Origin of the sequence: Brevundimonas sp. PWP3-1b1 (genome assembly GCF_049896065.1) — a bacterium.
GTDB classification, from domain to species: Bacteria; Pseudomonadota; Alphaproteobacteria; order Caulobacterales; family Caulobacteraceae; genus Brevundimonas; species Brevundimonas intermedia_B.
Window position 1 is genome coordinate 71,153 of the sequence record NZ_JAFCTO010000002.1, and the last position, 26,517, is coordinate 97,669.

At 66.6% G+C, this 26,517-nt stretch carries 30 protein-coding genes; 9 read left to right on the top strand and 21 right to left on the bottom strand.

Annotated features, from left to right (window positions below):
• The first annotated feature begins 28 nt into the window (after window positions 1–28).
• Both gcvA and ACP69V_RS12130 read left to right on the top strand, forming a co-directional pair.
• Window positions 29–958 carry a transcriptional regulator GcvA gene (gcvA, locus tag ACP69V_RS12125; RefSeq protein ID WP_426024116.1) on the top strand — a complete coding sequence of 310 codons (930 nt, stop codon included), beginning with the start codon at window positions 29–31 and terminating at the stop codon, window positions 956–958.
• A 32-nt stretch (window positions 959–990) separates the two neighbouring features.
• Complete coding sequence (locus tag ACP69V_RS12130; RefSeq protein ID WP_426024117.1) at window positions 991–1,722, top strand: NYN domain-containing protein; 732 nt, start codon at window positions 991–993, stop codon at window positions 1,720–1,722.
• Window positions 1,723–1,739: 17 nt separating this feature from the next.
• Here ACP69V_RS12130 and dxs read toward each other — a convergent pair whose 3' ends face one another.
• The 5 genes from dxs to ACP69V_RS12155 all read right to left on the bottom strand — a co-directional run bounded on the left by dxs (window position 1,740) and on the right by ACP69V_RS12155 (window position 6,593).
• Window positions 1,740–3,653, bottom strand: coding sequence for a 1-deoxy-D-xylulose-5-phosphate synthase (gene dxs / locus ACP69V_RS12135; RefSeq protein ID WP_426024702.1), 1,914 nt, complete (start codon window positions 3,651–3,653; stop codon window positions 1,740–1,742).
• A 57-nt stretch (window positions 3,654–3,710) separates the two neighbouring features.
• Window positions 3,711–4,586 (bottom strand): polyprenyl synthetase family protein, encoded by an 876-nt coding sequence (locus tag ACP69V_RS12140; protein ID WP_426024703.1) that lies wholly within the window; start codon window positions 4,584–4,586, stop codon window positions 3,711–3,713.
• Between the two features lie 79 nt (window positions 4,587–4,665).
• Window positions 4,666–4,917 (bottom strand): exodeoxyribonuclease VII small subunit, encoded by a 252-nt coding sequence (locus ACP69V_RS12145; RefSeq protein ID WP_426024118.1) that lies wholly within the window; start codon window positions 4,915–4,917, stop codon window positions 4,666–4,668.
• A gap of 48 nt (window positions 4,918–4,965) precedes the next feature.
• Complete coding sequence (locus tag ACP69V_RS12150) at window positions 4,966–5,628, bottom strand: histidine phosphatase family protein (protein WP_426024119.1); 663 nt, start codon at window positions 5,626–5,628, stop codon at window positions 4,966–4,968.
• A gap of 41 nt (window positions 5,629–5,669) precedes the next feature.
• Window positions 5,670–6,593, bottom strand: a complete 924-nt coding sequence (locus tag ACP69V_RS12155) for a histone deacetylase family protein (RefSeq protein ID WP_426024120.1) — start codon at window positions 6,591–6,593, stop codon at window positions 5,670–5,672.
• A gap of 89 nt (window positions 6,594–6,682) precedes the next feature.
• On the opposite strand from ACP69V_RS12155, the gene ACP69V_RS12160 reads away from it, so the two are divergent.
• Genes ACP69V_RS12160 through ACP69V_RS12185 form a run of 6 tightly spaced genes read left to right on the top strand, consistent with a single transcriptional unit; the run spans window position 6,683 to window position 10,615 of the window.
• Window positions 6,683–7,687: a zinc-binding alcohol dehydrogenase family protein gene (locus tag ACP69V_RS12160; protein WP_426024121.1), complete on the top strand. Its 1,005-nt coding sequence runs from the start codon at window positions 6,683–6,685 to the stop codon at window positions 7,685–7,687.
• Window positions 7,688–7,709: 22 nt separating this feature from the next.
• Window positions 7,710–8,237, top strand: coding sequence for a GNAT family N-acetyltransferase (locus tag ACP69V_RS12165; RefSeq protein ID WP_426024122.1), 528 nt, complete (start codon window positions 7,710–7,712; stop codon window positions 8,235–8,237).
• Between the two features lie 14 nt (window positions 8,238–8,251).
• Window positions 8,252–8,542 carry a nucleotidyltransferase family protein gene (locus ACP69V_RS12170; RefSeq protein WP_426024123.1) on the top strand — a complete coding sequence of 97 codons (291 nt, stop codon included), beginning with the start codon at window positions 8,252–8,254 and terminating at the stop codon, window positions 8,540–8,542.
• Window positions 8,543–8,573: 31 nt separating this feature from the next.
• Complete coding sequence (locus ACP69V_RS12175; RefSeq protein ID WP_426024124.1) at window positions 8,574–8,885, top strand: DUF86 domain-containing protein; 312 nt, start codon at window positions 8,574–8,576, stop codon at window positions 8,883–8,885.
• A complete protein-coding gene (locus tag ACP69V_RS12180) occupies window positions 8,885–10,063 on the top strand; it encodes a vWA domain-containing protein (protein ID WP_426024125.1) in 1,179 nt (392 codons plus the stop codon). Before ACP69V_RS12175 ends, ACP69V_RS12180 begins: the two co-directional genes overlap by 1 nt.
• 54 nt (window positions 10,064–10,117) lie before the next feature.
• Window positions 10,118–10,615, top strand: a complete 498-nt coding sequence (locus ACP69V_RS12185) for a hypothetical protein (protein WP_426024126.1) — start codon at window positions 10,118–10,120, stop codon at window positions 10,613–10,615.
• A gap of 68 nt (window positions 10,616–10,683) precedes the next feature.
• Here ACP69V_RS12185 and ACP69V_RS12190 read toward each other — a convergent pair whose 3' ends face one another.
• The 15 genes from ACP69V_RS12190 to ACP69V_RS12260 all read right to left on the bottom strand — a co-directional run bounded on the left by ACP69V_RS12190 (window position 10,684) and on the right by ACP69V_RS12260 (window position 24,648).
• Entirely contained in the window at window positions 10,684–10,863 is a 180-nt protein-coding gene (locus tag ACP69V_RS12190; RefSeq protein ID WP_135195023.1) for a CsbD family protein, read from the bottom strand.
• Between the two features lie 84 nt (window positions 10,864–10,947).
• Window positions 10,948–11,391 carry an NUDIX domain-containing protein gene (locus ACP69V_RS12195; RefSeq protein ID WP_426024127.1) on the bottom strand — a complete coding sequence of 148 codons (444 nt, stop codon included), beginning with the start codon at window positions 11,389–11,391 and terminating at the stop codon, window positions 10,948–10,950.
• 14 nt (window positions 11,392–11,405) lie between these two features.
• Entirely contained in the window at window positions 11,406–12,449 is a 1,044-nt protein-coding gene (locus tag ACP69V_RS12200; RefSeq protein WP_426024704.1) for a sensor histidine kinase, read from the bottom strand.
• Window positions 12,446–12,868, bottom strand: coding sequence for a response regulator (locus tag ACP69V_RS12205; RefSeq protein ID WP_346493901.1), 423 nt, complete (start codon window positions 12,866–12,868; stop codon window positions 12,446–12,448). The genes ACP69V_RS12200 and ACP69V_RS12205 overlap by 4 nt, the downstream gene beginning before the upstream one ends.
• On the bottom strand, window positions 12,865–14,346 hold the full coding sequence (locus tag ACP69V_RS12210; protein ID WP_426024128.1) for a sensor histidine kinase: 1,482 nt from the start codon (window positions 14,344–14,346) through the stop codon (window positions 12,865–12,867). Before ACP69V_RS12210 ends, ACP69V_RS12205 begins: the two co-directional genes overlap by 4 nt.
• Window positions 14,347–14,464: 118 nt before the next feature.
• A complete protein-coding gene (gene flhA, locus ACP69V_RS12215; protein ID WP_426024705.1) occupies window positions 14,465–16,567 on the bottom strand; it encodes a flagellar biosynthesis protein FlhA in 2,103 nt (700 codons plus the stop codon).
• 7 nt (window positions 16,568–16,574) lie between these two features.
• A complete protein-coding gene (bla, locus tag ACP69V_RS12220; RefSeq protein WP_426024129.1) occupies window positions 16,575–17,471 on the bottom strand; it encodes a class A beta-lactamase in 897 nt (298 codons plus the stop codon).
• A gap of 2 nt (window positions 17,472–17,473) precedes the next feature.
• Complete coding sequence (locus ACP69V_RS12225) at window positions 17,474–18,886, bottom strand: sigma-54 interaction domain-containing protein (protein ID WP_426024130.1); 1,413 nt, start codon at window positions 18,884–18,886, stop codon at window positions 17,474–17,476.
• Window positions 18,887–18,922: 36 nt separating this feature from the next.
• Entirely contained in the window at window positions 18,923–19,255 is a 333-nt protein-coding gene (gene fliN, locus ACP69V_RS12230; RefSeq protein ID WP_135195017.1) for a flagellar motor switch protein FliN, read from the bottom strand.
• A complete protein-coding gene (locus ACP69V_RS12235; protein WP_426024131.1) occupies window positions 19,255–19,917 on the bottom strand; it encodes a flagellar assembly protein FlbE in 663 nt (220 codons plus the stop codon). Before ACP69V_RS12235 ends, fliN begins: the two co-directional genes overlap by 1 nt.
• 1 nt (window position 19,918) lies before the next feature.
• On the bottom strand, window positions 19,919–20,953 hold the full coding sequence (fliG, locus tag ACP69V_RS12240) for a flagellar motor switch protein FliG (protein WP_426024132.1): 1,035 nt from the start codon (window positions 20,951–20,953) through the stop codon (window positions 19,919–19,921).
• Window positions 20,953–22,590 (bottom strand): flagellar basal-body MS-ring/collar protein FliF, encoded by a 1,638-nt coding sequence (gene fliF / locus ACP69V_RS12245; protein WP_426024133.1) that lies wholly within the window; start codon window positions 22,588–22,590, stop codon window positions 20,953–20,955. Before fliF ends, fliG begins: the two co-directional genes overlap by 1 nt.
• An 87-nt stretch (window positions 22,591–22,677) precedes the next feature.
• Window positions 22,678–23,676, bottom strand: a complete 999-nt coding sequence (locus ACP69V_RS12250) for an alpha/beta fold hydrolase (RefSeq protein ID WP_426024134.1) — start codon at window positions 23,674–23,676, stop codon at window positions 22,678–22,680.
• A gap of 47 nt (window positions 23,677–23,723) precedes the next feature.
• Window positions 23,724–24,356, bottom strand: a complete 633-nt coding sequence (locus ACP69V_RS12255) for a uracil-DNA glycosylase family protein (protein WP_426024135.1) — start codon at window positions 24,354–24,356, stop codon at window positions 23,724–23,726.
• Window positions 24,346–24,648, bottom strand: coding sequence for a DUF3253 domain-containing protein (locus tag ACP69V_RS12260; RefSeq protein WP_346493916.1), 303 nt, complete (start codon window positions 24,646–24,648; stop codon window positions 24,346–24,348). The genes ACP69V_RS12255 and ACP69V_RS12260 overlap by 11 nt, the downstream gene beginning before the upstream one ends.
• Before the next feature lie 47 nt (window positions 24,649–24,695).
• On the opposite strand from ACP69V_RS12260, the gene ACP69V_RS12265 reads away from it, so the two are divergent.
• Entirely contained in the window at window positions 24,696–25,127 is a 432-nt protein-coding gene (locus ACP69V_RS12265) for a PaaI family thioesterase (RefSeq protein ID WP_346493918.1), read from the top strand.
• A 38-nt stretch (window positions 25,128–25,165) separates the two neighbouring features.
• On the opposite strand, the gene ACP69V_RS12270 is transcribed toward ACP69V_RS12265, so the two are convergent.
• Window positions 25,166–26,437 carry a NupC/NupG family nucleoside CNT transporter gene (locus ACP69V_RS12270; RefSeq protein ID WP_135195010.1) on the bottom strand — a complete coding sequence of 424 codons (1,272 nt, stop codon included), beginning with the start codon at window positions 26,435–26,437 and terminating at the stop codon, window positions 25,166–25,168.
• Between the last annotated feature and the right edge of the window lie 80 nt (window positions 26,438–26,517).

Below are 26,517 nucleotides of genomic sequence, written 5' to 3' on the forward strand. Positions count from 1 at the left end.
TGGCGCGCTGATAGGATTTCTAACGGCGATGGTCCGTTCTCTGCTCCCACTCAACGCCCTTCGCGCCTTCGAGGCTGCCGCGCGGCATCTGAACTTCTCGCGCGCCGCCGACGAACTGTCGGTGACGCCCGGCGCGGTCAGCCAGCAGATCCGCCTGCTTGAGGACATCGTCGGCGGCCCCCTGTTCGTGCGCGAGGCGCGGGGCCTCCAGTTGACGGACCTGGGCCGCTCGTCCGTGCCCCTGTTGCGCGAAGGGTTCGAACGGCTGATGGACGCCTCGGCCCTGCTGCGCGAACCGCCGCGTCGCCGCCAGGTGTCCATCAGTGTCGCGCCGGGCTTCGCCTCCAAATGGCTGATGCCGCGCATGGACGACTTCCACACCGCCCACCCGGAAATCGAACTGTGGATCTCGGCCGACATGGAACCGGCGGACCTGACCGAGGGCAAGGTGGACTTAGCCGTCCGCTACGGCCCCGGCGACTATCCCGGCCTGACCGTGGACCGGCTGATGACCGAGACTGTCCTGCCCGTCTGCGCGCCGTCGCTGATGGACGGCGACAAGCCGATCCGAAAGCCGTGCGACCTGATCGGCCATACGCTGCTGCACGACATGTCCAACGACGGCGATCCCAGCCGACCGGACTGGGCCATGTGGTTGAAGGCGCGCGGCATTCGCCATCCCGATCCGCGTCGAGGCTCGCGCTTCAACCAGTCAGGCCTACTGATCGAGGCCGCCATATCGGGACGCGGCGTGGCCCTGGCCAAACGCACCCTGGCCCAGGCGGACCTGGCGTCGGGGCGGCTGGTCGCGCCCTTCCCGGACGGATCGGAAGCGGTCGGGTTCGCCTATTACGTCGTCCAGCCCCGGGACCGCCCGCCGTCGCCCAGCGCGACCGCCTTCGTGGGCTGGCTGAAGAAACAGGCCGTCGATCACGACAATACGATGGGTCAGCTGTAGGCTCAGGCCTCATATTGAAAAGGACATCCGCCATGGCTGACGAAAAGGCCCCTCGCCTCGCGGTCCTGATCGACGCGGAGAACGCCTCCGCGCGGATTGCAGAAGCGCTGTTCAACGAGATCGCCACCCTGGGCGAGGCCTCGGCGCGACGCATCTACGGCGACTTCGCCAGCCCGCAGATCGCCGGCTGGACGCGGGTCCTGGCCCGTTTCGCCATCCAGCCCCAGCAGAATTTCGCCAATACCAAGGGCAAGAACTCGGGCGACATCGCCTTGGTCATCGACGCAATGGACCTGCTGCATTCGGGGCGGTTCGACGGCTTCTGCCTGGTGTCGTCCGACGCCGACTTCACCCGACTGGCGGCCCGCATCCGTGAGGAAGGCGTCGATGTCTATGGGTTCGGCGAGCAGAAGACGCCCGAAAGCTTCCGCCAGGCCTGCACCCGTTTCATCTATACCGAGAACCTTATCGTGCCGGTTCCGGTCGACGCCGGCGCCAAGTCGCCCGTGGCCGAGGCGCCGGCGGCAAAGCGCAAGCCGTCGGAGGCGGCGCGCCTGATCGCGGCCATCATCGCCGACATGGACGAGGACGGCGACGGCTGGGTGGCGGTGGGCGGCATCGGCAATCGGCTGCGCAACGCCCACCCCGACTTCGACCAGCGCACCTATGGCTACGCCAAACTGTCGGACCTGATCCGCGCGACCGGCCGGTTCGAGGTGGAGACCGGCGAACGCGGCGCGATGCGGATTCGCGATCGCGCTTAAGGCTCTAGACCCCAGCTTTAGGCTCTGGCGGCCTGACTGGCGGACACGCCCAGGGCCTGAAGCGCGGCGGCGGCGATGTGTTCGGCGTTCAGGCCGGCCTGGGCGTACATGGCCATCGGCGCATCCTGGTCCTGGAAGACGTCGGGCAGGTTGAGGGTGCGGATCTTGAGCCCGCCGTCCAGCGCGCCCTTCTCGGCCAGCAGTTGCAGCACGAAGGCGCCGAAGCCGCCCATGGCGCCCTCCTCGACGGAGATCAGGGCCTCGTGCTCGCGCGCCAGGCGCAGGATCATGTCGGCGTCCAGCGGCTTGGCGAAACGGGCGTCCGCCACCGTCGCCGACACGCCCTTGGCCGCCAGCATGTCCGCCGCCTTCAGAGATTCCTGCAGGCGTGTGCCCAGGCTCAGGATGGCGACCGACGTGCCCTCGCGCACGATCCGGCCCTTGCCGATCTCCAGCGGGGCGGCAAGGTCGGGGATCTCAACGCCCACGCCGTCGCCGCGCGGATAGCGGAAGGCGCTGGGCCGGTCGTCGATGGCCAGCGAGGTGGAAATCATCGCCGCCAGTTCCGCCTCGTCGGCGGCGGCCATCAGCACCATGCCGGGCAGCGCGCCCATGAAGCCGATGTCGAACGATCCGGCATGGGTCGCTCCGTCCGATCCGACCAGACCCGCCCGGTCCATGGCGAACCGCACCGGCAGCGACTGGATCGCCACGTCATGGACCACCTGGTCGTAGCCGCGTTGCAGGAAGGTGGAATAGATGGCGCAGACCGGCTTCATTCCGTCCGCCGCCAGCCCGGCCGCAAACGTCACCGCATGCTGTTCGGCGATGCCGACATCATAGGTCCGCTCGGGGAAGGCTTGGCCGAACAGGTCCAGCCCCGTGCCCGACGGCATGGCCGCCGTGATCGCCACGATCGACGGATCGATCTTGGCGTGTTTGATCAGTTCGGTCCCGAACACCTTGGTGTAGCTGGGCGTGTTGGAGATGGCCTTGGCCTGTTTGCCCGACACCACGTCGAACTTGACCACTGCATGCAGCTTGTCGGCGCTGCTCTCGGCGTGGGTGTAGCCCTTGCCCTTTTGCGTCACGACGTGGACCAGCACCGGCCGGTCCTCGATGGCGGCCGCCTTCTTCAGGATCGGCACCAGATTGTCCATGTCGTGCCCGTCGATGGGACCGACGTAGTAGAAGCCCAGCTCCTCGAAGAAGGTGCCGCCGGTGACCATGCCGCGTGCATATTCCTCGGCCTTCTTGGCCGCCTTGCGGAAGGGGCGCGGCAGGTGCTGGGCGACGGATTTGCCCAGGCGCCGGACGTTCTGGTACGCGCCGCCCGACACCAGGCCGGCCAGATAGGCGCTCATCCCGCCCACCGGGGGCGCGATGGACATGTCGTTGTCGTTCAGGATGACCATCAGCTGGCCGCTGGTCGCCTCGGCCGCATTGTTCATCGCCTCATAGGCCATGCCGGCGGACATGGAGCCGTCGCCGATGACGGCCACGACACGGTTCTTCTCGCCCTTCTGATCACGCGCGGCGGCAAAGCCCAGGGCGGCGCTGATCGAGGTCGAGGCGTGGGCCGCGCCGAACGGATCGTATTCGCTCTCGCTGCGCTTGGTGAAGCCCGACAGGCCGCCGCCCTGGCGCAGGGTGCGGATGCGGTCGCGCCGTCCGGTCAGGATCTTGTGCGGGTAGCACTGATGACCGACGTCCCAGATCAGGATGTCCTTGGGCGTCTCGAACACATGGTGCAGCGCCGTGGTCAGCTCGACCACGCCCAGGCCGGCGCCCAGATGGCCGCCGGTGACGGATACGGCTTCGATCGTCTCGGCCCGCACTTCCTGCGCCAGCTGTTTCAACTGGGCGATATCGAAGGCCCGGGTGTCGGCCGGGAATTTAACGGTGTCGAGAAGCGGGGTGTCGGGCATCAGCCGTAAAACCTTGGAAAGTCTGATTGATCAACCCGCAGGTCGCGTCAACGTTTCGTATCAGGACCGACGCTTTAGCACAAAGTCCACGCTGGCCCTGAGGATTTCAGCGTCCTCGCCGAACGGCTCCAAGTGCGAGCGGGCTTGGTTTGCGAGATGCGCGACCCTGTGTCGCGCCGCTTCCAGACCCAGAAGGGTGACGAAATTGGTCTTGCCCAGGGCCGCATCCTTGCCCCCGGCGGCCTTGCCCATCTCCTCGGCCGACCCTTCGGCGTCCAGAAGGTCGTCAACGATCTGATAGGCCAGGCCGACATCGTGGGCGAAGCTGATCAGGGCATGCTGCTGCAACATCGAGGCGTCGGCGATGATCAGCGGAATTTCGAAGGCGTAGGCGAACAGGGCGCCGGTCTTCAGCCGCTGCATCCGCGCGACGCCGCCCAGGTCGTCACGCACGCCCAGCAGATCGATCATCTGACCGCCCGCCATGCCGCGCGCCCCGGACGCCAGCGACAGCCGCGCCGCCAGTTCGCACCGCACGGCCGCATCGTCGTGGGTGTCTTCGTGCAGGATGATGTCGAAGGCGGCGGTCTGAAGCGCGTCGCCGGCCAGCACCGCCGTCGCCTCGTCATAGGCGCGGTGAACCGTGGGACGGCCGCGCCGAATATCGTCGTCGTCCATGCACGGCAGGTCGTCGTGAACCAGGCTGTAGGCGTGGACGCACTCCAGGGCGCAGGCGGCGCGCAGCACCGACCGCTCGTCGATGTCGAACAGGCGCGCGGCCTCCAGCGCAAAGAACGGCCGCAGCCGTTTGCCGGGGCCCAGCGCCGCATAGCGCATCGCCTCGGTCAGGCGCGATTCGGGGCCCTCGGCGCGCGGCAGCAGTTCATCCAGCGCGACCGTGACCAGATCGGCGACCTCGGCCACGCGGTCGATCACCGCCTGTTCCGGCGAGTTGGCGGCGATGACGCGGTTCAAGACCGGCCGCCCATAGCCGACCTGACGCGGACAGGATTCGTCATTCGAACGCCGCCGCCTCGACGCCCTTGGCCTGGCCGTCCGGGCCGACGACGATCTTCTCGACGCGCAGCTGGGCCGCCTTCAGGCGCGCCTCGCAATGGGCCTTCAGCTTGGCGCCCTCTTCGTACAAGGCGATGGATTCTTCCAGCGGCGCCTGGCCCGACTCCAGACGGGACACGATGGTCTCCAGCCGCTGCAGGGCGTCTTCGAAGCTGAGGTCGGCGGGGATGGCGGCGGCGGTGTCGGTCATGGCGCGGACCCTAATGGGGCGCAACCGCCGCATCAATGTCAGAAGCGGCTATCGTTTCTCGTAGCGCCGCTGCGACCAGTATTTGAAGCCCTGGTTGTGGACCAGTTTCCAGCCATCGGCCTTCAGCGCGCGGCCGACCATATGGTTGAAATAGCCGTGGGCGAAGACCAGCACGTCCTGGCCGCTCTCGGCCCGCGCGATCAGCTTGCGCGCCGCCTGATCGGCGCGCGCCTCAGCCTGGGCGCGGGTTTCCTGGCCGTCGTGATGGTCGAAGGCGTGCCACCAGAAGCGCGACACCACGCCCCACCATTTGGGCGACAGCTTGATCCATTCAGGGATAGGCGGCGGCGGCAGGGGCGCCTCGATGAACATCACGTCAGACATCACCTCACGCCCGGCGGCGACGGCGGCGGCGGTTTCCTGTGCCCGCTGACGGGTGGAAGCATAGATGGCGCCGGCCCCTTGAGCCGTGGCCACCAGTTCGGCGGGCGGGGTCTGCCCAGCCAGCAGACCGCCGATCTCGTATTTCGCCCACCAGTCCCCGTACTGGCGGGCCGTGATCAGGCATTTGCGCGACAGGGCCGGCTCGCCGTGGCGCGTCAGGATGATGGCGCCGGGCCCCAGGGCCACAAGCGCGCCGACGGATCCCGCGGCGTCAGGCGGGGACACGGACGGTTCGGTCGAATCGAGGGACAGGGCGGGGGCTGACATGACAAACGGACGGGCCTTTGGTTTCAAGGCGTTAAGCGTCCTCAGTCCTCCCCGAGCGCGGCGACGTGGGCGACCGCAGAGCGGCCTAGTCCTTCAAGGTCGTAACCGCCCTCAAGCGCGGACACAACCTTGCCCGAACACGTCCGACGCGCGACCTCCAGAATCGCGCGCGTCGCCCAGGCGAAATCCTCGGCTTCCAGCGACTGGTGCGCCAGCGGATCGCGCCTGTGGGCGTCGAAGCCGGCCGAGATCAGGATCAGGTCCGGCCGGAACGATTCCAGCGCCGGCATCAGTCCGCCGGCGAAGGTCGCGCGCCAGTCTTCTCGCGCCGCATGGGGAACGACCGGGGCGTTGACGATGTTGCCGACGCCGGTTTCGGACGCCGCGCCCGTGCCGGGATAGAGCGGCATCTGGTGGATGGAGGCCAGGAACAGGCTGTCGTCGTCGTCGAACGCCGCCTGGGTGCCGTTGCCGTGGTGAACGTCGAAATCCACCACCGCCACCCGCGCCATCCCTTGGGATTGCGCCACGCGCGCCGCGACGGCGACGGACGAGAACAGGCAGAACCCCATGGCCCGATCCGGCTCGGCATGGTGGCCCGGCGGGCGAACGGCGGCGAAGGCGCGGTTCATCTCGCCCCGCGCCACGGCCCGCACCGCGTCGATCGCCGCTCCCGCCGCCAGACGGGCGGCCGGTACGCTGCCCGGCGACAGCACGGTGTCGGCGTCCAACGGGATCATCCCCTCGACCGGCGACGCGTCCAGCAGGCGCGCGACATAGGCGGCCGGATGCACCCGCTCCAGATCCGCGACCTCGGCCGGGGTCGCCGCTCGCCGGTCGCCGGCGAGCCCTGCGTCAGCCAAGGCGTCCAGCACCGCCTTCAGACGCTCGGGACTTTCGGGATGTCCCGCGCCGGGCGCGTGAGACAGCATCGACGGATGGGTGAAGATCGGCAGTTGGTTCATGGCGGGTTGGTCATTTCTCGGATGCGCCTTGCGGCCAGCCTATCGCAAGCCGATGTGCAAGGCGACGAAACAAGCCCAAGGAGATCGTCATGAAGGCCATTGGCACGACCGGCCCCCGCCCCGCGACCGACCCCGCCGCCCTGGTCGCCTTCGACGCGCCCGAACCGATCCTGCGCCCACGCGACCTGCTGGTTCAGGTCAAGGCCGTCAGCCTGAACCCCGTGGACACGAAGGTGCGCGCCAGCCGCCAGCCCGAGGAAGGCCAGACCAGCATCCTGGGTTATGACGCGGCCGGGGTCGTGATCGGCGTCGGCGACGACGCCAGCCTGTTCAAGGTCGGGGACGAGGTCTTCTACGCCGGTCAGATCGACCGGCCAGGCTCCAACGCGGAAAGTCAGGCTGTTGACGAGCGGATCGTCGGTCCCAAGCCTGCGTCCCTGACATTCGCAGAGGCCGCCGCCCTGCCCCTCACCGTCATCACGGCCTGGGAGCTGTTGTTCGACCGTTTGAAGGTCGGCAAGGACGAGGACGAGAGCCTGCTGATCGTCGGCGGCGCCGGCGGCGTCGGCTCAGCCCTGATCCAGATCGCCCGCGCCGTCACCAGCTTGCGTGTCGTCGCCACCGCCTCGCGTCCCGAAACCCGCCAATGGTGCCTGGACCTGGGCGCCCACGCGGTGATCGATCACTCCGGCCCGATCGACGAAGCCCTGGCGGCGGCCGGCGAGCGCGCGCCGAAATATATCGCATCCCTGACCCATACCCAGGCCCATTTCGAAGCCTTGGCCCGCGCAGTGGCGGTGCAGGGCGTGATCGGCGCCATCGACGACTTCAAGGGGCTGCCGGTCGAACTGCTGAAACAGAAGGCGGCCGGCTTCGTCTGGGAGTTCATGTTCACCCGACCGGTGCAGCAGACCCCCGACATGATCGAACAGCACAGGTTGCTGACGGAGGTTTCGCGCCTGGTGGACGCCGGCGCCGTCCGCACCACCCTGACCGAAAACCTCGGCGCGCTGTCGGTCGAAAATCTGCTTGAGGGTCACCGCCGGCTGGAAAGCGGCGCGACCATCGGCAAGATCGCGCTGGACGGCTTTTGACCTCTGCCTCTATGGGCGGATGATGACCGAGATCGTGATCCGCCCTGCCCGCCTCGACGACGCCGCCGCACTGGGTGTCCTGGGCCGCCAGACCTTCGTCGACACCTTCGTCGAGGGGTTCGGCATTCCCTATCCAGAGGCCGATCTGAAGGCCTTTTTGGACGCCAGTTTCGATCCCGAGCCGACGCGGAAAAAGCTCGCCGAACCGGGCTGCGCCTGGTGGGTAGCCGAGCGGGACGGTGAGCTGCTGGCCTTCGCCAACGCGGGTCCCAACGGTTTGCCACATCCCGAGGCCCGTCCCGAACATATGGAGTTGCGCCGCCTGTATGTGTCCAAGGCCGCGCAGGGTCTGGGCTTGGGCACGAAGCTGCTGACCCTGTCGCTGGACTGGATGGAGGCCCACACCCAAGGCCCGCTATGGATCGGCGTCTGGAGCGGCAACGACAAGGCCCAGCGCCTGTACGCCGCCTACGGCTTCGAGAAGGCCGGGGAATACGACTACCCCGTCGGCGCCTGGCGCGACCGAGAGTTCATCTTGAGGCGCGGATAGACTATGTTGTCGGCATGACCCGCGCCGAACTGCTGGAAAAGCTGCGTGAGCTGAAGCCCTGGCTCGAAGAGCAGGGCATCGTCAATGTGCGCCTGTTCGGCAGCTACGCTCGGGACGAGGCGGGGCCGGACAGCGATGTCGATCTGCTGGTGGACGAAGTCGGCCCCACCGCCCCCTGGGGTGGGCTGCCGGTGGAAGATGCATTGAGCCACAGGCTCGGCGTCAAGGTCGAACTGATCCTGGATCGTTCTCTGACCAACCCTTACATTCGCCACACGGCCGAAAGGGACGCCCTTGTGGTCTGATCCCCGAGACGCCGCCCATGTGCATGAAATGATGGCGCGCATCGCCGAGATCGAAGGCCTCGTCGCCGATCAGGACCGCGACGCCTTTCTTTCGGACATCGCCCTACCACACGCCTTGGCCCTGCACTTCCTGGTTTTGGGCGAGACGGCCAATAGGCTATCCGATCAATTCCAGGCAGCGCTGCCGCAGATCGAGTGGCGCAAGATCGTCAATCTCCGGCATCTGATCGCTCACGAATACCGTCGGATCGATCACGCTGAGCTTTGGCGTCTATCGCTGACGCATATTCCCGAGCTGAAGTCGGCTTTGCCGTCGCTGCCGTCCCCCTCCGAAATCTTCTGATGCTCCTGCCCTTCTTCACCGCCCTGCGCGACGCCAAGGTTCCGGTGTCGATGAAGGAATGGCTCCATCTGATGGAGGCCATGGATCGCGATCTGGCCGGGCGGGAGGTCGAGACCTTCTATCACCTGTCGCGCGCGGTCCTGGTCAAGGACGAGAAACACTATGACCGGTTCGATCAGGTGTTCGGGACGGTGTTCAAGGGGGTGGAATCGGTAGGCGCCGGCGAGGACCTGATCACAGACATCCCCGAGGACTGGCTCCGGCTGCTGAACGAGAAATACCTGACCGACGAGGAGAAGGCCCAGATCGAGGCGCTCGGCGGGTTCGACAAACTGATGGAGACGCTGAGGCAGCGGCTGGACGAGCAGCATGAGCGGCACTCCGGCGGTTCGAAATGGATCGGCACGGGCGGGACCAGCCCCTTCGGCCACGGCGGCTACAATCCCGAAGGCGTGCGTATCGGCGGGCCGGGCAAGCACGGCCGGGCGGTCAAGGTGTGGGAGAAGCGCGAGTTCCGAAACCTGGACGACACGGTCGAACTGGGCACGCGCAACATCAAGGTGGCGCTGCGTCGCCTGCGCAGGTTCGCGCGCGAGGGGGCGGCGGAAGAACTGGACATCGACGGCACCATCGACGGCACGGCGCGCCAGGGCTGGCTGGACATCCGCATGCGGCCCGAGCGTCGCAACACGATCAAGGTCCTGCTGTTCCTGGACATCGGCGGCTCGATGGACGGCCATATCAAGCTGGTGGAAGAGCTGTTCTCGGCCGCCAAAACCGAGTTCAAGAACCTGGAGTTCTTCTACTTCCACAACTGCCTTTACGAGGGCGTCTGGAAGGACAACCGGCGGCGTCACACCGAGCGGATCGCGACCTGGGACCTGCTGCACAAATACCCCGGCGACTGGCGGGCCATCTTCGTCGGCGACGCGACCATGTCCCCCTATGAGATCACCATGCCGGGCGGCTCGGTCGAGCACTGGAACGAGGAGGCCGGCGCCGTCTGGATGAAGCGGGCGCGTCAGCAGTGGGACAAGTCGATCTGGCTGAACCCGGTGCAGGAACGCTACTGGAGCTACACCGCCTCGGTCGGCCTGCTGCGCGAGGTGATGGAGGAGCGGATGTTCCCCCTGACGCTGGAAGGTCTCGACAAGGCGATGCGCGCCCTGACAAGGTAGGTTTCGCGTTCGGGGCGAGTTCCTGCCCTGCGACCACATCGAGGGGCCCTATCCATGATCGCCGCCGCCTTCGCCCTGCTTCTGTTTCAGCAACCCGCCCCGAGCGTGGTGTGGGAGGCGCCTGCGCCAGACCCCGTAGTCGAGACGCCCGCGCCGACGGTGCAGCATTCCGTGCCGGCCTGGGGTTTAGCCGATCCCTTCGGCTTCGAGCGCGCGCGCTGCAGTCCGCTGGTGCGCGGCGCCAAGTCGATGGAGACCTGCCAGAACGAGGTGCGCGAACAACTGGCCCTGGCCATGGGGTCTGACCTGCCGGACGCCCTGCGTCCCAGCGGCATGGCGGGCGACTGTCAGATGATCCAGGCCAACGCCGGCGGCTCGGCCTATGCCGTTCAGTGCGGCCCACAATCGCGGGCGGCCAGCGCGCCGTCGGCCTTGCGGGAAATGGACTGCCGTCCCCGGCCCGTTGAAGGCGGCTTCAGTTCGGAGTGCCGCCCCGTCGATGCGAAGGACAGCAAGGGCCTTTCGATCAACCTCTGGGGCGACAAGGACTGATCGAAACGCAGAAACGCCGCCCGCTTTCGCGGACGGCGTTTCCTATTTTCGCGCAATTCTAGTGAGGCTTACGCCTTGTCGCGGAGGCTGTCCTTGACGCCGCCGACGGTGTTCTGGACCTTGCCTTCGACTTGGTCGGCCTTGCCCTCGGCCTGCAGTTTGCTGTCGCCGGTCACCTTGCCGGCGGCTTCCTTGATCTTGCCGCCGATGTTCTTGGCGGCGCCTTCGACACGATCATGATCAGCCATCTGGACTCTCCGTTTTCAATAGCCGCGACAGGGCGTTGCGGGTTGAAAAGGAAACGGCGCAGGCTTGCGCCCGTTCCGTAAGGCTCAGCTTGCGCGACGCAGCCAGACTGCGACCGCCCAGGCGTGAGCATCGTGCCTCAGGCGGGATAGGGCGAAGGTGGGATCCAGCCACACCAGGGTGTGGTCGTCCTCGCATTTCGCATCCGGGTCTTCGGCGGTGACCGTCGCTGTCCAGAAGCCGCCGACATTGTTCACAGGCTCGCGCGTCGAACGCACGAAATACTGGCTGGCCTCGGCGATGCGATTCAGCGGCGCGATGTCGAGCCCCGTCTCCTCGACGAACTCACGCTTCAGGGCCTGGACCTCGGTCTCCTCGGTATCCACGCCGCCGCCCGGCAGATCGAAATAGGGACCGGCTTCGCGCTCGACACGGACGCAGGCGATCAGGCCGTCGCGTTCGACGATGCCGAACGCCGTGGCGCGGTGACGATAGTCGGAAGCGGGTTTGCGAACGCCGAACTGCAACATGACGGAGACCGACCCTAGAGGTCGAACGACAGACGGGCGCGCACGCCCTTGTGGGCGCCGTCGAACTCGACGGCCGAGCGCAGGCCCGAGGCCATGGCCGAGATGATCTTGCCGCCCAGGCCAGTGCCCTTGGGCGTGCCGTCGCCCATGCCGGGGCCGTCATCCTCGACCATCAGGGCGACCTTGTTCTCGCCCTCGCGGCGCAGATGGATGCGGATTTCGCCCCCCTGCCCCGGTGCATAGGCGTATTTGACGGCGTTTGTGACCAGTTCGGTGACGATGACGCCGATGGACACCGCCTGGTCGGTCGTGACCGACAGGGGTTCGGCGTCCAAGGTCAGCTTGGGCGATCCCTCGCCGGGCCCGATGGATTTGGACAGTTCGTCCATCAGCCCCACCAGATATTCGTCCATGGCGACGGTGCTCATGTCGCCCGAGGTGTAGAGGCGGCGGTGAACGTGGGCGACAGCCTCGATGCGCGCCTGCGACTCGCGCAGGGCATCCTTGGCGCCCTGATCGGCGATGTGGCGCATCTGCAGCGACATGAAGCTGGACACCAGCTGCAGCGAGTTGCCGACGCGATGGTTCACCTCGCGCAGCATGGCCTCGGCCCGGTCCCGGGCCAGACGGATTTCTTCCTGGGCCAGGTCGTTCTCGCGCTGGAGCCGGCGACGCAGCAGGGCGTCTTCCAGCGCCGAGCGCAGCAGGGAGGTGAAGTCCTCGGACACGTCCTTGATGACATAGTCGGCCGCGCCGGCCCGCAGGGCCGCGACCGCGATCCGCCCCTCCTGCGCGCCCGTCACATAGACGACCGGCGGGGGCGCCGTCAGCGCCATGATGTCGGGCAAGACATCGAGGCCGTCGCGCGTCGGCATGTAGTGGTCCAGGGCGCAGATGTCGTATTCGTGCTGCTGCAACAGAGCCAGCCCCGCATCCCCGTCGGGGGCGCAGGTGACGGCATAGCCGTGACGCCCCAAATCCTTCTCGACCAACCGGGACAGCCCCCGGTCGTCGTCGATATAGAGCAGGCGGATAGGCTGCGGCGTCTCGATTGTCAGATCTCCGGCGCCTGGATGACTGACAGGAACAGGCCCAGCTGGCGGATGGCGCCGGCGAAGGATTCATAATCCACAGGCTTGGTGATGTAGACGTTGCAGCCCAGATCGTAGCAGCGCTGGATCTCGACCTTGTCGTCCGTCGTCGTCAGCACCACCACCGGCGCACGGCGCAGACGGTCGTTGCCCTTCACCTTCTCCAGAATGTCAGTTCCCGACATATCCGGCAGGTTGAGGTCGAGCAGTATAAGCAGTGGGCCGTTGGCCAGGATTTCGTCGCTGAACAGATAGTCCAGCGCCGCGCCGCCCTCGTCGAAATGCTTGATTTCGTTGTTGATGTTGGCCCGGCGGATGTTCTTTTCGATCAGCTTGGCATGACCGTGGTCGTCCTCGACCATGATGATTTTGACGGGTTGCGTCACAGCGCGCCTCCGGGTTCAGCTAGGATCAGTCGTTTGGGGAATTTCAGCAAGAAAGTCGAGCCCTTACCCAGCTCGGACTCGATGTCGATCGTACCTCCGATGCGTCGCACGCTGTTGCGCACGAAGGCCAGGCCCAGCCCCTCGCCCGACCGGTCCTGTTTGCCGGATCGGCGGAACAGTTCGAATATCCGTTCGTGGTCGCGCGGCGCAATGCCCCGACCGTTGTCGGCGACGCGGTAGACGACCCAGCCGCCCGGCACGTCCTCGCCCGAAACCACGATCTCGCCTGGCCGACCGGCGTCCAGATATTTGACGGCGTTGTCGATCAGGTTGCCCATGATCTGCTCCATCGAAATTCGGTCGCTTTCGATTTCGGGCAGAGGCTGGACCTCGATGCGAGCGCCCGACGCCTCGGTCTGGTGGTGGACGCTGTTGGCAATGTTCTGGGCCATCGCCGTCATGTCCAGCGTCTCCGGCAGCAGATTGCGCCGGCCTTCGCGCGACAGTTTCAGGATGGCGTTGATCAGCCGATCCATCTTCTCGGTCGAGGCGCGGATGAAGCCGATGGCCTCGGGCATGTCCTCACGGATCGCCATGACGACGTCGGGGTCGACAGCGCGCGTCTTCTCGGCGTCGGTGATGGACTTGTCGACGATCTTGCCAGCCTGCTCCAGCTCGGAAGTATAGCCCATCACATTGACCAGGGGCGCGCGCAGGTCATGGCTGACGATATAGGCGAAGCGCTGGATTTCCTCGTTGGCGCGCATCAGGTCGCCGGTGCGTTCGCGGACCTTGTCCTCCAGCCCGGCGTTGGCGGCGTCCAGCGTCGCGCGCGCACTTTGAATCTCGGACACGTAGCGCCGCACCATCCAGGCCGACAGCAGCGCAAGCACGATCACCAGCAGGCCGGCGATGGCGTTCATCGTGACCGTCAGGACGCCGAACCGCTCGGACGCCAACCGGCGATTTTCGATCCGGGCCGACTTGAGCGCATCGAAGTCGTCAACGGCGGCGCGCAACTCGTCCATATAGCGCTTGCCGTCGCCCGAGCGCACGGCCTGGATTGACTGCCCGATCCGACCTTGCTGCGCCAGAGCCACGGTTTTTTCCATTTCGGCCCACTTCAGGTCCGCCAGACGATGGATGCGATCAATCGGCGCCTTCAATGTCGGATCCTCCACCGCACCTTCGTCAAGGAAGGCCACGGCCGGCTCCATCTCCGCCTGGGCCTGCCGATAGGGCTGAAGGAAATCGCTGCGGCCGGTCAGCAGGAATCCCCGCTGCGCCGTCTCGGCGTTCAGCATGGAAATCAAGGTCGTGCGCGACGCGCGCCGCATCTGTTGCGCGTGCTCGATGGTCTGGTTCACCGACGCCGTCTGCTGGATCATCACGAAGGTGGTGGCGTTGACGAGGATCAGCAGCCCGAACACCAGGATCAGCATGGCCGACATGGACCGCGCGAGCGACGATGTGCGCATGAAGTCGCGCAATCGCGACAATTGGGATCGGGGGCTTGGGATCATGACGGTGGAGCTTTAGCGGCGTGCTGCGCCGCGTCAAACGTCAAACTTAGTCCGCCGTGTTTCCAGCCCGTTATCAGACCTGGCCCAGTGTACGCAACCGCGCCTTGGGATGGATTTCGTTCTGGCTCATCACCACGGTCTGGCCCCGGAAGCGCTCGATGATCGACCGCACATAGGGGCGGGTCATCGGCCCGGTCAGCAAGACAGGATTTTCGCCCGTCATGGCGATGCGCTCGAAGGTGTCGCGAACGGCGCGGATGAAGTCCTGTAGCCGTGACGGCGCCATGGCCAGCTGCTTGTCCTCGCCCTGTCCGATTAGACTTTCGGCGAAGGCGTTCTCCCATTCCGGCGACAGGGTGACGATGGGCAGAGCGCCCTCCCCGTCCTTGTTCTGCCAGCAGAGCTGACGGCCCAGGCGGGCGCGGACGTGCTCGACCAGAGTGGTGACGCTGGAGCTGTGCGGCGCGGCCTCGGCCAGGCCTTCCAGGATCGCCGGCAGATCACGGATCGACACCTTCTCGCGCAGCAGGGCCTGCAGCACCCGTTGCAGGGTGGTGACCGTGACCACGCTGGGGACCAGTTCCTCGACCAGCTTCTTCTCTTCTGCGCCCAGTTCCTTCAGCAGCTTCTGCACCTCCGCATAGGACAGCAGGTCCGCCATATTGTCCTTCAGGATCTCGGTCAGGTGGGTGGTCAGAACCGTAGACGGATCGACCAGGGTGTAGCCCCGGAACGTCGCCTCTTCGCGCATCCCGTCCTCGATCCAGGTGGCGGGCAGACCGAAGGCCGGCTCGCGCATGTGCTCGCCGGGCAGTTCGACCTGACGCCCCGACGGGTCCATCGCCATCAGATGCCCCAGCCGCACCTCGCCCGCGCCGCTCTCCATCTCCTTGATGCGAATGGCGTAGCCTTGGGTCGGCAGGCGCATGTTGTCGAGGATGCGCACCTGGGGAATGACGAAGCCGTACTCCTGGGCCAGCGAGCGGCGCAGGGCGCGAATCTGATCGGTCAGGCGACGGCCTTCCAGATCGTTGATCAGGCTGAGCAGCGAATAGCCCAGCTCGATCTTGACCTCGTCGATGGTCAGGATGTTGGAGATGGGCTCTTCGACATCCTCCTTGGGCTTGGCGGCGGCGGCGGTCGCTGCGATCTCCGCCTCGGTCGGTTGCGGCCTCAACCGGTTGCGGCCCAGCCTCCAGGCCATGAAGCCCGAGCCGATGGCCAGGGCTGCGAACGGCAGCAGAGGCATGCCGGGGATCAGACCGATCAGGCCCGCCGCGCCCGACACGACGCCAAGAGACACGGGGTTTGTGGCCAGTTGCGTGACCATGGCCTTGTCCGCCGTGCCCTCGACGCCGGCCTTGGACACCAGGAAGCCGGCGGCGATGGAGATGATGATGGCCGGAACCTGCGTCACCAGACCATCGCCGATGGTCAGCTGGACATAGGTGTTGGCGGCCTCCATCGCCGGCATGCCGTGCGTCAGGGTTCCGATCAGAATGCCGCCGATGGCGTTGATAAAGGTGATGATCAGGCCGGCGACGGCGTCGCCGCGCACGAACTTGGACGCGCCGTCCATGGCGCCGAAGAAGGTGGATTCCTGCTCCAGCTCCTTGCGGCGGATCTTGGCCTGGTCCTCGGTGATCAGGCCGGACGACAGATCGGCGTCGATGGCCATCTGCTTGCCCGGCATGGAGTCCAGGGTGAAGCGGGCCGACACCTCCGCGATCCGGGTCGACCCCTTGGTGATGACGACGAAGTTCACCACCAGGATGATGGCGAAGATGATCACCCCGATGATGAAGTTGCCGCCCATCATCAGTTGCCCGAAGGCGTTGATCACCTGACCGGCAGCCTCATGGCCTTCCTGACCGTGCGTCAGGATCAGGCGCGTCGAGGCCAGGTTCAGACCCAGGCGGAACAGGGTCGAGACGAGCAGCACCGTGGGGAAGATGGCGAAGTCCAGCGGCCGCTTCATCATCACGGCGGTCATCAGTATCAGCACGCTGGACACCAGCGAGAAGGCCAGCAGCAGGTCCAGAAGCATCTTCGGAACCGGCAGGATCAACAGCATGATCACGCCGATCACGCTCACCGCCATCAGCACTTCGCCGCGGTTGACCCAGCCCAGGACGTCGCGCCCGGTGGGGCGCGCCATACCGTCCTTCATCATCATGGGCGTTTCAGTCACGTCCCAGCGCCTTCAGGGCGCGACGCGTCGCCTCGGCGATCACGGCGTCGCGTTGATCGTCGGTCGCCTCGGGCGCGCCGGTGAAATAGGCGGCCAGCAGGACCGGCGAACCCGACAGCGGCGTCAGCATGCCGATGTCGTTGGTCGCGCCGTTCGATCCGGTCCCGGTCTTGTGCGCGACGGTCCAGCCCTGGGGCGCGCCCGCCTTGATGCGGTTGGGTCCGGTCGGCGAGGCGATCATCCAGCCGCTGATCAGTTGGTCGTGCTCGGGCGTCAGCCGATCGCTGAACGCCAGCTCGCGGATGTTGGCGATGGTCTGGTCCGGCAGGCAGGTGTCGCGCGGATCGTTGGGCAGGGCGGTGTTCAGGTCCGGCTCCAGGCGCGAGATGACGGTGGTGGTGTCGCCGAACGTCGGCCACCAAGAACGCCATACGGCGATTCCACCCATTTCACGGATCAGGATATTGGCCGCTGGATTGTCGCTGACCTCGACCGCCGCCTGCATCAATTCGCGGATCGTCAAGGTGCCGCCGATGGCCTTTTCAGTCACCGGAGCGTGAGGGATCATGTCGGCGCGCGTGACGGGGACGGCGCGGTCCAACTGTTCTTCCTCGCGCTGCACCCGCTCCAGTGTGGCGACGGCGAGGAAGGCTTTGAAGGTCGAGCAGAAGGCGAACCGTTCCTGTCCGCGCCACGACACCCGTCGCTGGCTGCCGACATCCAGGGCCGCCACGCCCAGTCGTCCGCCGTGGCGCTCTTCCAGGTCGTTCAGCAGAAAGGGTTGCGGGGCCTCTTCGGCCTGGGGCTCGTCGCGGCGCGGATAGCAGCCGACAAGCGCCAACGCGCCCGCCCCGCCGATCAGCCTCCTGCGATCAAACCCGTTGGCCATACTCAGGCCGCGTAGCCCGAGGCCGAGACGCCGCTCATGGGCGCCGGAATGGCCGTGCCCTCGTCGGAATATTCGTTCAGCTTGTTGCGCAGGGTGCGGATCGAGATGCCCAGGATGTTGGCCGCATGGGTGCGGTTGCCCAGGCAGTGGGTCAGGGTATCGAGGATCAGCGTCTTTTCCATCGCCGCCACCGTCTGGCCCACGAAGCTGCGGGTCACGGCGTCGGCGGCCTGGGCGGCGCGGGCGGCTATGCCCCCCTGCCCGCCGTCATAGGCATTGCCCGTCATCGCCCCCGCGCCTTGGCCCGACAGAGGCTGGCCGTCCGGCAGGCGGATGGCGTCCACGTCGATCTCGGGTCCGGTCGCCAGCAGCACCGCGCGGTGCATGGCGTTCTCAAGCTCGCGGACGTTGCCGGGCCAGCGGTGGGCGGCGATGGCCTGGCGCGCCTGGGCCGAGATCGGGCGGACCGGCACGCCGTTGGCGGCGGCGTATTTCTTGATGAAGTGGTCGGCCAGAACGACGATGTCGCCCGGACGCTCGCGCAAAGACGGCAGGCGCAGGTTCACCACGTTCAGGCGGTAAAGCAGGTCCTCGCGGAACACCCCTTCCGCCACGGCCTTGGACAAGTCGCGGTTCGAGGTGGCGATAATGCGGATGTTGACCGAGACCGGCTTGGAGCCGCCGACGCGGTCGATGACCCGCTCCTGAATGGCGCGCAGCAGCTTGGCCTGAAGCCGGGCGTCCATCTCCGAGATTTCGTCCAGCAGCAGCGTGCCGCCGTCGGCCTCCTCGAACTTGCCGATCCGGCGCGCGACTGCGCCGGTGAAGGCGCCCTTCTCGTGGCCGAACAGTTCGGATTCCAGCAGGTTGTCGGGAATGGCGGCGCAGTTGACGCTGATGAAGGGACGTTCGGCGCGACGCGAATGCTCGTGCAGATACCGGGCCATCACCTCCTTGCCGACGCCGCTTTCGCCGGTGATCAGAATCGAGGCTTCCGAGCGTGCGACCTGGTCGGCCAGTTGCAGCACGGCCTTCATCGACGGATCGGCCGAGATCATCGGCTTTTCGTCATCGGCGACGGCCGACAGGACGGCGGCGATCAGTTCGGCGTCGGGCGGAAGCGGGATGAACTCCTTGGCGCCGGCCTTGATCGCGGCGGCGGCCTCACGCGCATCTGCGTCGATGCCGAAGGCCACGACCGGAATGGTGATCCGCTCGGCCTCGTTGGCGGCGATCAGGGCGGCGATGTCCAGCTGGTAATCGACCATCAGCAGGTCCGCGCCCTGCCCCCGGCGCAGTTGTTCGGTCGCCTGGTCGGCGCGCTCGACGTGGGTGACCTTGGCGCCGTGCGCCATGGCCATCTTCACCGCCGAAGCGAGCTGCCCGCTCAGTCTGCCTACCACCAGAAGACGCATCGTTCTTCTCCCTTAATCTCTAAAATCAGTCGCCTGTCAGGCGCCTGAATCCTCGGTCTTGATGATTTCCGTCATGGTCACGCCCAGCCGGTCGTCGACGACGACGACCTCGCCGCGCGCGATCAGACGGTTGTTGACGAAGATGTCGATCGCCTCGCCGACCTTGCGGTCCAGCTCCAGCACAGACCCCTTGTTCAGCTTCAGCAGCTGGGCCACCGACATGTGCGACTTGCCCAGCACGGCCGAGATATTGACCGGGACGTCGAAGACGGTGGCCAGGTCGGCGGCGGTCTTGTCGCCGTGATCGTCGATCGGCGGCGGGCCGGAAAGGCTGGAGAACTCCTCCAGCGCCAGGTCGTCGGATGCCATCAGAACATGCTCCTGTCGACGGGAAGGGATTCGGCGTGTCCGGCCTCGGCAGCCAGGGCGGCCGTCAGCGCCTCGGCGACACGGTCGGCGGACCCTTTGGGATCATGATCGGCGCGACCGTCGGCCCATTCCAGCTGGAAGGCCGTCTGCGCCATGCCTGGCTCGTCACGGAAGGCGACCACGCCGGTGAAGCCGCTGTCGGCGCAGGCCTGCTGGATCAGGGCGCGCGCCTCGTCGTCCAGGCCCGAGGTCCGCACGACCAGGCGCGGCGAGGCGTCGATCTCCTGCGCCAGCATCTCCAGCGCGGCCTTCAGCGGCGCCTGCGGGAAACGCTCCAGCGCTGCCCCGCCGATGGCGCGGGCGGCGGCCAGGGCCAGGTCGGCGGATTGTTCGCGATGCGCCTGGGCCACGGCCTTCAGCGTCGGCATGGCCGAGGCGACGGACTGGGCGATGTTGCTCAGGGCCATGGCGCGGATGTTCTCGATCTCGCCCAGCGCCTGCTGACGAGCTTCCAGCCGGCCTTGCGCCACCAGGGCATCGACCTCGGCCGGCAGATAAGAGCGTTTGGCCGGCGCCCAGGCGCCGGGACGCACGACCGTGCCGTCGGCGTCGAACTCGGTGTCGAAGGCGAAGAGGTGACGGATTTCGGGGGACTGGGTCATGTCAGTAGATCAGCTCGTCGTCGGCGCCCTGGCCGGCCAGCATGATGTCGCCCTTGGCGGCCAGGTCCTTGGCGACCTGAACCATGGCCATCTGCGCCGCATCGACGTCCTTCAGACGCACGGGGCCCATCGATTCCATGTCCTCGCGCATGATCTTTGAGGCGCGCTCGGACATGTTGGAGAAGAACATCTCGCGCAGCCCCTCCGAGGCGCCCTTCAGCGCCAGGCCCAGCGAATCCTTGTCCACGCCGCGCAGCAGGGTCTGGACGCCGCCGGGGTCCAGCTTGGACAGATCCTCGAACACGAACATCAGGGCGCGGATGCGCTCGGCCGACTCGCGATTGCGTTCTTCCAGGGCGCCAATAAAGCGGGCCTCGGTCTGGCGGTCGAAGCTGTTGAAGATGTCGGCCATCATCTCGTGGCTGTCGCGCTTGGAGGTGCGCGCCAAGTTCGACATGAATTCGGTGCGCAGCGTCGCCTCGATCTTGTCCAGGATCTCGCGCTGCACCGGCTCCATCCGCAGCATCCGCTGCACGCACTCCAGGGCGAAATCCTCGGGCAGGCTGGTCAGGACACGGGCGGCGTGGTCCGAGCGCACCTTGGACAGGATGACGGCGACGGTCTGAGGATATTCGTTCTTCAGATAGTTGGCGAGGACGGCCTCGTTCACATTGCCCAGCTTGTCCCACATGGTGCGACCGGCCGGACCCCGGATTTCCTCCATCAGGCCATCTACGCGATCCTTGGGCAGGAAGGCGGCCAGCAGCTTCTGGGTCTGTTCGTAGCTGCCCATGACCGATCCGGAGCCAGACAGACCCGAGACGAACTCGATCATCAGGGCCTCGACGGCTTCGGCGCTGACATTGCCCAGCGTCGCCATGGCCTGCGAGATCTCCTTGACCTCGTCGTCGTCCAGACGCTCCCACAGGGCGGTGTGCTCCTCGCCCAGCGCCAGCAGGATGACGGCGGCCTTCTCCGGCCCCGTCAGCTTGTTGGGGTCGTCGATCGAAGCCTTCTTGTTGACCAGCTTCGCCATCAGCCTTCCGCCACCCAGGTGCGCAGGATGCCGGCGGCCTCATCGGGATGGGCCTGAACGAAATCGGCGACCTTCTTGACTGAAGACGCCTTCACCTGCCCCTCGATGCGGGCGATGTCGATCTTCTGTTCCATCTCGGTCGGGGCGGGCAGTTGAACCAGTTGGGGCTGACCGTCCGCGCCGATCACCGTCGTCGCCACCGTCGTCACCGGAATGCCGTTGGCGCCGATGACGGCCGGCAGGTTCGTCCCGCCCGAGGCCGTCTTCAGCAGCGGACGCAGCACGAAGAAGATCAGCAGCAGGGCCACGACCGTCAGTATGCCCAGCTCGACGAAGCGCATGATGTCGTTCTTCGAGAAGTCCAGCAGCGACGACTTGCCTTCCAGGCCGCCGGCTATGCCGGTGTCGTGGTTGAAGCGGACGTTGATGACCTCGATCTTGTCGCCGCGCGTCTCGTCGATGCCGGCGGCGGCGGCGACCAGAGACTTGATCTGGGCGATCTCCTCGGCGGTGCGCGGCGCATAGGTCGGCTCGCCATTGCCGTCGGCGGCGGGCGTCCACTTGCCGTCCACGGCCACGGCGACGGCCAGCTTCTTGACCTCGCCCGGCTCCTTGGTCGTGGTCGTGGTGGTCTTGGAAATTTCGTAGTTGGTGGTCTCGGCGTTTTCCGAGTTGGTCGAACCGGCCGGCGTGGCGCCGGGCGCGGCGCCGCCGGGGATGTTGTTCGTTGCGGTGACGCCGCCGTCGGGCTGGGCCGTGTTGTCTGCGGACTGCGAGCCGTTGGTGGTGGTCGAACGGACGACCTGGCCATCGGGATCGAACTTCTCTTCCTGGGTGGTGGCGCGGCTCTGATCGATGTCGGCCGTCACCTGAACCCGAGCCGAGCCGATGCCCACGACGCCTTCGACGATGTCCTTGATGCGCGCCTGCAGCTGGCTTTCGGTATTGCCCTTGGCCTCGGCGGCGGAGGCCGAAGAGAAGGTCCCGTCGTCGCTGCCGGCGGCCAGGGTGCGGTTGTTCTGGTCCGCCACGGTCACGCGGTCCGGCTTCAGGTTCGGCACCGACGAGGCCACCAGGTTGCGGATCGCCCGCACCTGATCGGCGCTCAGATCGCGGCCGCCCAGCCCCACCAGAACGGCGGCGGTCGGATCGCCTGCGGCGGAGGTGAACATCTCGCGGCGCGGCATGGTGATGTGGACGCGGGCGGCGGTGATGCCGCGCATCGACATGATGGTGCGCGACAGTTCGCCCTGCAGCGCGCGCTGCTCGTTCAGCTGCTGCTGGAACTCGGTCTGGCCTAGGACGGATTGATTGTCGAACAACTCGTAGCCGACCGACCCCGAGGTCACGAGACCCTTCTCGGCCACCAACATCCGCGCCGTGCCCACGTCGTCGCGGTTGACCATGACGGTCGAGCCGTCGCCCTTGGACGTATATTTGATGCCGGCCTGATCCAGGGCGGTGGTGATCTCGCTGGCTTCGCGCAGATCAAGGTTGGAATAGAGCAGCGCGTCAGGCGCCTGGCCCATGCGCAGCATGACGGCGACCAGCACGGCGGCCACGCCCGCGGCGACGCCGAGGACCGCGGCCAGACGGCCGATCCCGAACTTCTGCAACGCCGCTGTGAAGCCGCCCACGCGTCCCCGCCCCATACACGCGGGAGACACAGACGCCCCGCTAGGCAGAAAATGCCGCCTTGATGGTAAACGTCGCGTTAAGAGAGGTTACGGAACGGCCGGAGCCTTGCGGTCAAGCTGCGGCAGGACGGCCGGCGCCCCCGATGGCAGGGCCGCCTTTGGGTCTCTCAGCCACGACACGACGTCGCGATAGACGATCTCGGCGTCCAGATCGCGGTTCAGCAGATGCCAGCCGTTCGGATACCAGGCGGTGCGCAACGTGCCGCCCTCGGCCTCGGCCCGTTGCAAGGCCAGTCGCATCGGCCCCTTCTTCACCACCTCGTCATGCGCGCCGTACATCAGGATGGCGTCGCCCCGGATGCGCCCCAGGCTGCGCGACGAGGTCTCCATCAGATCGACCAGCCCATAGACGGTGTCGAACCGCGTCGCGAGAATGCTCATCGGATCACGCCCGTTGCGGATCAGCTCCAGCGTATTGGACGAGGCGTGGATGTCGCGGGTGATGAAGTCGGGCGGCTCCAGAGCCACGTCGCCCAGCGCACGCGCCGCAATATTCAGAGCCGTGCTGTTCAGCGGCCCCTGCGTCGACCAGCCCCAGACGCCGGGCGCCAGCAGAACCACCCGATCCGCATCCGGCGGATTGTCCGAGCCGAACGCCGCCGCCGTCACCGACCCGCCCATGCTCTCGCCCACCACCGCGATGACGGCGTTCGGATAGCGAGCCCGCGCCATGGCCGTGATCTCGCGCAGATCGTCGGTCATTCTCTGTTCGCCGGCCCACTCGCCCCGCCCCGGCGAGGCGCCGAAGCCGCGCTGGTCGTATGACCAGGTCTCGATCCCCTGCTCGGCCCACCATGGGCCGGCCAGACGGAAGCTGGCGTCGTGGTCGTTCATGCCGTGCAACGCCACGATCACCGCCCAGGGCGGCTGGTCCGTCGGCCCCCAGCGCAGATAGGGCAGCCGCGCGCCGTCCGACATGACCAGTGCGCGATCCTCGACATGAGCCCCGGTGAACCCCGGCGGCGGCGTCAAAGGCGGCTGGATATGGGGCGTGGCGCAGGCGGACAGGGCGAGAACAGCCGCCATCGGGATCAACTTGGAGAAATGCAAAACCATTGGTCCCACGCATCGCCTCATGACAGAACTTGGTCCCCGCCTTCACGAGGACGAGCGGTCGCAGAACTCAGGATCGAACGCACCCGTTCCTGCAAATACGGAACCACCTCCGCCTCGAACCACGGGTTCTTCCTCAGCCAGGCCGTATTGCGCCAGGACGGATGCGGCAGCACCAGCAGGTCCGGCGCATAGTCGCGCCACGCCTGCACCGTCTCGGTCATGTTCCGCTTGGCGCGATCCCCCAGCGCCCAGGCATGGGCATAACCGCCGACCAGCAGCGTCAGCTCCATCTGCGGCAGGGCGTCCAACAACTGCGGCCGCCACAGGTCTGCACACCGCGTCGGGGGCGGATAATCGCCGCCCTTGGGGGCCGTCCCCGGATAGCAAAAGGCCTGGGCCGCCACGCCGATGCGACGGTCGGCGTAGAAGGTCTCGTAATCCACCCCCATCCAGTCGCGCAGCCGATCGCCCGACGGATCGGTGAACGGCAGGCCGCTTTCATGCACCCGTCGCCCCGGCGCCTGGCCGCAGATCAGCAGCCGCGTCTCGGGAAAGACCCGCACCACGGGACGCGGCGTGTGCGGCAACACGCCCGCGCAGGCGCGGCAGGCGCGAATGTCGCTTAGGACCTCGTCGAGATCAGTCGTCATCGCCCTCGACGACCGGCGGACGGCGGCTCAGCGCCAGGGCCGTCTCTTCCTCGGTGGCCTGGCGCAGGCGCGTCACGCCGCGGACGTGGTCCGGATCGACCGGCTTGCCCTTCTTGGTGATGGTCAGCTTGCCCTGGCGCATCAGGCTCAGCGCAATGGCGCGGACCTTGGGCAACATGCGCTGCCACTGCTCCGGCTGTAGCTCTTTGGCCACTTCGGCGGGCTCAATGCTCTTGCCGGGCTCAAGCGCAGCAATTTTGTTCAGGATTGCGGTTTCGATCGGATCGCTCATTGCGCCTATATGCTGCAACGCACGCCCATAAGTAAGGCCAAGTCTGCATGCCCAAGAAAATCACCATCACAGAGGGCGAGTTCGCCGGCTGGCAGACCTACGATCTGCACGACACCTTCGACACCGTCGTCGGCCCCTTCTACGGGCGGCCCGACCCCGACGGGCACATGCGCTGCGCCTTCCGCGCCGAGCAGAAGCACATGAACGCGGGCGGCCGGATGCACGGCGGCTGCCTGATGACCTTCGCCGACATCGCCATGTTCCAGATCGCCTATCAGGAGATGGAGGGCGCCTCGGGCGTCACGGTCCAGCTGGATTCCACCTTCATCGACGGCGGCTATGTCGGCGAACTGATCGAAGCGACGGGCCAGGTCACCAAGGCCGGCAAGAGCCTGATCTTCGTGCGCGGCCAGATCAACACCGGCGACCGCCTGCTGATGACCTTCTCCGGCGTCATCCGCAAGTTCACGCCCCGGTAAGCCGGTGCGATCGAAGGCTTAAGGCCGGCCGTGTTCGATCAGCCGAACACGGCCGCCGGCATGACCCCGACGATGGCCGCGCTCATGGCGGTGGCCATGAAGCCGGCGAACAGAGCCTTCCAGATCAGGCCCAGAACCTCTTCGCGCCGCTCGGGCATCAGCACCGATAGGCCGGTCACGGTGATGCCCACCGAGCCGATGTTGGCGAAGCCGCACAGGGCGTAGGTCATCAGCATCCGCGTGCGCTCGCTCATGGCGTCGGCCGGAATCTTGCCCAGGTCGATGAAGGCCACAAACTCGGTCAGGGCCAGTTTGACGCCCAGCAGCCAGCCCGCCTGCCCGGCTTCCCGCGCATCGACGCCGATCAGCCAGGCCAGGGGCGTCAGCAGGACGCCGAGGATGCGCTCGACCGTCAGCGGTTCGCCGAAGACGATGAAGCCGCCCAGCATGACGTTGACCAGGGCCACCAGGGCCACGAAGACGATCAAAACCGCCGAGATGTTCAGCACCACCATCAGGCCGTCCGACGTGCCCTTGGAGATGGCGTCGATGGCGCTGTCGTATTTCAGGGCCGAGTCGTAGCTGATCGCCTGGATGGCTTCCTTGTTGGGTTCCGGCACCATGATCCGCGCCAGCAGCACGCCGGCCGGCGCCGAGACGATGGAGGCCACCAGCACGTGGCCGGCGGCATTGGGCAATGTTTGCGACAGGATGCTGGCGTAGGCGACCATGGTCGAACCGGCCACCGTCGCCAGGCCCACGGTCATCATCAGGAAGATTTCGGACCGACTCAGCTTGTCCAGATAGGCCTTGATGACGATCGGGCTCTCGATGGTGCCCAAAAAGATGTTGGCCGCCACCGCCAGGGCCGATGCGCCGCCAAGCCCCATGGTCCTCTGGAACAGCAGGCCGAAGCCGCGGATCAGCCACTTCAGGATCTTCCAGTGCCACAGCAAGGCCGACAGGGCCGAGATGACCATGATCAGCGGCAGGACGTTGAAGGCGAAGGTGAACAGGGCGCCTTCGTTCTGCACCGCATAGGGCTGGTCGCCCCCGCCCAGATAGCCGAACACGAACCGCGTCCCCTGGGACGTCGCCACCGCCAGGCCGTCGATGGCGCCCGTCACCGCCGTCAGGACCGCGCGCGATCCCGGAATGGCGAACAGGGCCAGGACCAGACCGGCCTGAACCAGAACGGCGCCGATCGCCAGCTTCCACGGGAAGACGCGACGGTTCTCTGAGAACGCCCAGCAGACGGCGACGATGACGACCAGGCCGAACAGGCTCTGGAGGTTCAGAAGACTGAACATGAAAGGCGATCCCCACGCCGCGCGCTGCGGCCGTCTGCACGCTTCAAGGACAAGTTGACGCGGCTGGCAAGGGGGACGCG